This window comes from Mesorhizobium sp. M4A.F.Ca.ET.050.02.1.1 (assembly GCF_003997725.1).
Classification (GTDB): Bacteria; Pseudomonadota; Alphaproteobacteria; order Rhizobiales; family Rhizobiaceae; genus Mesorhizobium.
The window spans coordinates 1-3,787 of sequence record NZ_RZSG01000591.1 but is presented as its reverse complement, the minus strand read 5'-3'; the positions used below and the strand labels follow the sequence as shown (position 1 = coordinate 3,787).

General features: G+C 66.3%; 2 protein-coding genes and 1 pseudogene. 2 read left to right on the top strand and 1 reads right to left on the bottom strand.

The features are described 5' to 3' along the window. Positions 1-1,079, top strand: a 1,079-nt coding sequence (locus EOA33_RS27480; protein ID WP_127407071.1) for an MCE family protein, incomplete at its 5' end; no start/stop codon positions are given. 112 nt (positions 1,080-1,191) lie between these two features. Next, the gene (locus tag EOA33_RS27475; protein WP_245455472.1) at positions 1,192-1,770 is read left to right on the top strand and encodes an ABC-type transport auxiliary lipoprotein family protein; all 579 of its coding nucleotides are present in this window, start codon (positions 1,192-1,194) and stop codon (positions 1,768-1,770) included. A 107-nt stretch (positions 1,771-1,877) separates the two neighbouring features. Here EOA33_RS27475 and EOA33_RS27470 read toward each other — a convergent pair. Continuing rightward, positions 1,878-3,787, bottom strand: a pseudogene (locus EOA33_RS27470) (kinesin); the annotation flags it as partial.

Below are 3,787 nucleotides of genomic sequence, written 5' to 3'. Positions count from 1 at the left end.
ATATCGGGCTGGCCGGTCTCACCGGCCAGGCCAATATCGAGCTCAAGGGCGCCGATCCCAAGGAGGTGAAACTTCTTGACCAGGCCGAGAAGGAAGGCAGGGTCGCCGAGATCGTCGCCAATCCCTCCGCCGTCACCAATCTCCTGCAGACCGCGCAGAACATCTTCACCCGTGCCGACAAGGTGCTTTCGGATCTCGAAGGCTTCACCCACGACGTGCGCGGGCCACTGACCGATACGGTCAAGAACGTCCAGACCTTCTCCGATGCGCTCGCCAGGAATTCCGACGGCATCGACAAGTTCCTGTCCAGCGTGAGTTCGCTCTCGGATGAGTTGAAAGGAGTTTCGGGCAAGCTCGACGGCACGTTGAAGGCCGCCGAGGGCCTGCTCAACGCCGTCGACAAGGACCAGATCAAGAGCATCGTCGCCAACGTCGACACGGTGACCGGCAATCTGAAGGAAACCTCCAAGCAGTTCGATACCGTCATCAACAACGTCAACACGGCGGTCGGCTCGATCAACGACTTCGCCCAGAAGACGCAAGGCACGCTGGACAAGGTCAACGGCGTGCTCGATGGCATCGATCCGGCCGAGGTGCGCACGGCGCTGGCCAACATCCAGAAGGCCAGCGACAAAGCCAATCAGGCCGCCGCCGACATCGCCAAGGTCACGAACAAATTCGCCAACCGCGCCGACGACATCGACGACACCATCAAGGACGCCAGGCAGCTGGCGCACCGGCTCAATGACGCTTCGGAGCGCGTCGACGGCATCCTGGCCAAGGTCGACAAGCTGCTCGGCTCGGGTGAGGCGAACGGCGTCATGGCGGACGCCCGCGACACGCTGAAGTCGTTCAAGCAGGTCGCCGACACGCTGAATGCGCGGCTCGGCACCATCACCGACAACCTGGCCCGCTTCTCGGGCCAAGGCCTGCAGAATGTCGAGGCGCTGGTCCAGGACAGCCGCCGCTCGATCAACCGCATCGAGGAAGCGGTGACCGACCTCAGCCGCAATCCGCAGCGCATCCTGTCGGGCGGCGAGGGCGAGGTCCGGCAATATGACGGCAGGGTGCGGCGTTGACTTCGATCTTCGCCCGCCTCAAGAACAGAAAAGACCGCAATTGCGGGTTGATCTTACGATCTGGGGACAACGGGGCTCGCGCGTGACGTCGGTTTGGGCAAGGTCGGTTGGGATGACATCGGCTGCGGCGCTGCTTGCGCTCTCGCTGGCCGGCTGCGCGGCGCTCGGCGCCAAGCCGGCGCCGCTCGACACGTTCGAGCTGTCGGCGCCGTCGATCGACGTACGTGGCCACAGCCGCCGGCAGATCCTGATCACTGAGCCGTCGGCGCTCAAGGCGCTGGACAGCCAGAACATCGTCATCAGGCCATCCGATCTGTCGATCCAGTACCTGAAGGGGGCGCAGTGGGCCGACCGCTTGCCGCTGATCGTGCAGGCCAGGCTCGCGGAAACCTTCCAGCGATCCGGCAGCTTTGCCGGCGTCGGCAAGCCGGGCGAGGGGCTGGCGATCGACTATCGGATCATCGTCGAGGTCCGGACCTTCGAAGTGCGCGTCAATGGCGGCGAGCATGCCGAGGTCGAGCTGTTCGTGCGCCTCCTCAACGACCGCAATGGCGAGGTGCGCGCCGCCAAGAGCTTTACGGCGAGCGCGCCGGTCTCGGGCGGCGGCAACGCCGCTTACGTCAGCGCGCTGGACAGCGCCTTCGGCCAGGCCGCCAAGGACATTGTGCGCTGGACGGATTCGCTGATCTGACGATTCGGTCGGGGCACTGCACACGCCCGGCGGGGCATTGCTTCGATATCATCAAGCACAAAAAAAGCGGGCCATGGCCCGCTTTTTTCTTTTCCTGACGAAGCCGCTCAGTGCAGGCGGCCGCTGGCATGGGCCAGCATGGTGTAGACCTTGCCGGTGTCCGAGGTCAGGTAGGTCTGCGCCATGATGTTGTCGCGGTCGTTGCGCGACACGTCCTTGAGCAGCTTCTCGAAATCGTCGCAGTAGCGGTCGACGGCGGCGCGGAACTCCGCCTCGGCTTGGTACTTGCGGCGGATCTCGTCGAAGGTTTGCTGGCCCTTCAGCGTGTAGAGGCGCCGCGTGAACACGTCACGCTCGCCGCGCCGGTAGCGGTTCCACAGCTCGATCGAGGCGTCGTGGTCGATGGCGCGCGCGATGTCGACCGACAGCGAGTTAAGCGATTCCACGACATGCAGCGGCGAACGCTGGGCCGGAGCCGGACGCGGCGCTTCCGCCGGCGCCGCCGGCCTCAGCTCCTCTTCACGAGACGCCCCGGTCAGGAGATCGCGCACCCAGCCGCCTTGCGGCGTGCGGCCATTGGGCTCGCGGCGCGGGGCCGCTTCGGCCGGACGCTCGAGGTCGAGCGTGCCGCGCAAGGTCGTTTCACCCAGCGGCGCCTGCGGAGCCCGGCGCTCGGGCTGCTGCTGCTGCTGAACCGGCGGCCGGCGCGGCGGCTCGGCCGGACGGGCCGGCGCCTGAGGAGCGGGGCGCAGGCTGCGCGGCTCCGAGGAGTCGCTGCCGCTGCGGCCGGACTTCGCGACGATGTCGGAGAGCTCCTTGAGCGCGTTGATCTGCTCGGAAACGGCCCGACGTATGGCCGAGGTCGATTCCTTGGCCTCTTCCGGCATCTCGATGACGCCCTTCTTGAGCTCGGCACGCGTCAGGTCGAGCTCGCTCTTGATCGAACCGGCGGTGCGCCGCATCTCCTCGGTCGCGTCGGCGAAACGCTTGGTCGCCGATTCGACCACCTCGGCGATGGCGGTGCGGATCTTTTCCGCCGATTCCATAGTCCGTCCCTCGGCGTTCTGCATCGTCTGGCCGACCAGGTTCTCGAACGAACGCATGACCTTTTCGAGGTCCTCCGACTTCTTGACCAGGCCGACCGCGAGGTCGTCCAGCGACGACTGCCGTTCCAGCGTGTGCTCGAGATTGCTCTGCGCGGAACTGAGCAGGTCCGAGGCGCTGGAGAGCAACCGGCTGTGCTCGTCGAACTTGGTAGCGATCGATGCGACCTCGCGCAGCGTGGCCGACGACAGGTCGGTGAGCCGGGTCGTATTGGAATCGACCAGGCGCGCCGAGCTGGCGAACGTCTGCGCGGCCTTCTCCGTGGTCGTCGCGAAGCTCTGCGTGCTTCCGGTGAGCCGCTCCTCGACATGGCCGAGATTGACCGCCGCCTGATCGATCAGCTGACCGAGCTGGGCGCTGGAGGTGCTCAGGCGGCCGATGAGCTCGGCGACGCTGTCGGCGAGCGTCGAGCGCGCGCCCTCGACGGCCGAGAGGGTCTCGGCCGTGCGGCTGGCGAGCGCGTTGACGAGCGCTGCGTTTTCGCTGCGCAGCTTCTCGGTCGCCCGCTCGGTAACCTCTTCCATGCTCCGCTGCAGCTCCGAGCCACCCTGGGCGAAGCGCTCGACCAGTGGCTTGGCCGTCTCGTCGAGGATCCTCGACATCTCGGCCGAGCGCGCCGCGAGCATCGTGTTGAGCTCGCGGGTGTTGGCGCCGATTGTCTTGGCGGCGTCGTTGGTGCTCTGGCCGATATGCTGGCCGACGGCGGTGAAGGTCTCCGCGATCACGTTGGCGCGCGAAATGAGTTGCGCCTCCGCGCTCGAAACCTGCTCGCTGAGCTTCTGGCCCATCGTTTCCGCGGTGTAGGCGAGACGATTTTCGACGCCGGAGACCTGCTCTTCGATCCGGGCCGCGGCTGCCGCTGCATTGGACGCCAGTCGCTCGTCGACACCGGCCCGCGCCTGCTCGATCTCGC

Bases quoted from the DNA above. Each gene is read 5' to 3' on its own strand.
- EOA33_RS27475 (WP_245455472.1), top strand. From the start codon at position 1,192: ATGACATCGGCTGCGGCGCTGCTTGCGCTCTCGCTGGCCGGCTGCGCG.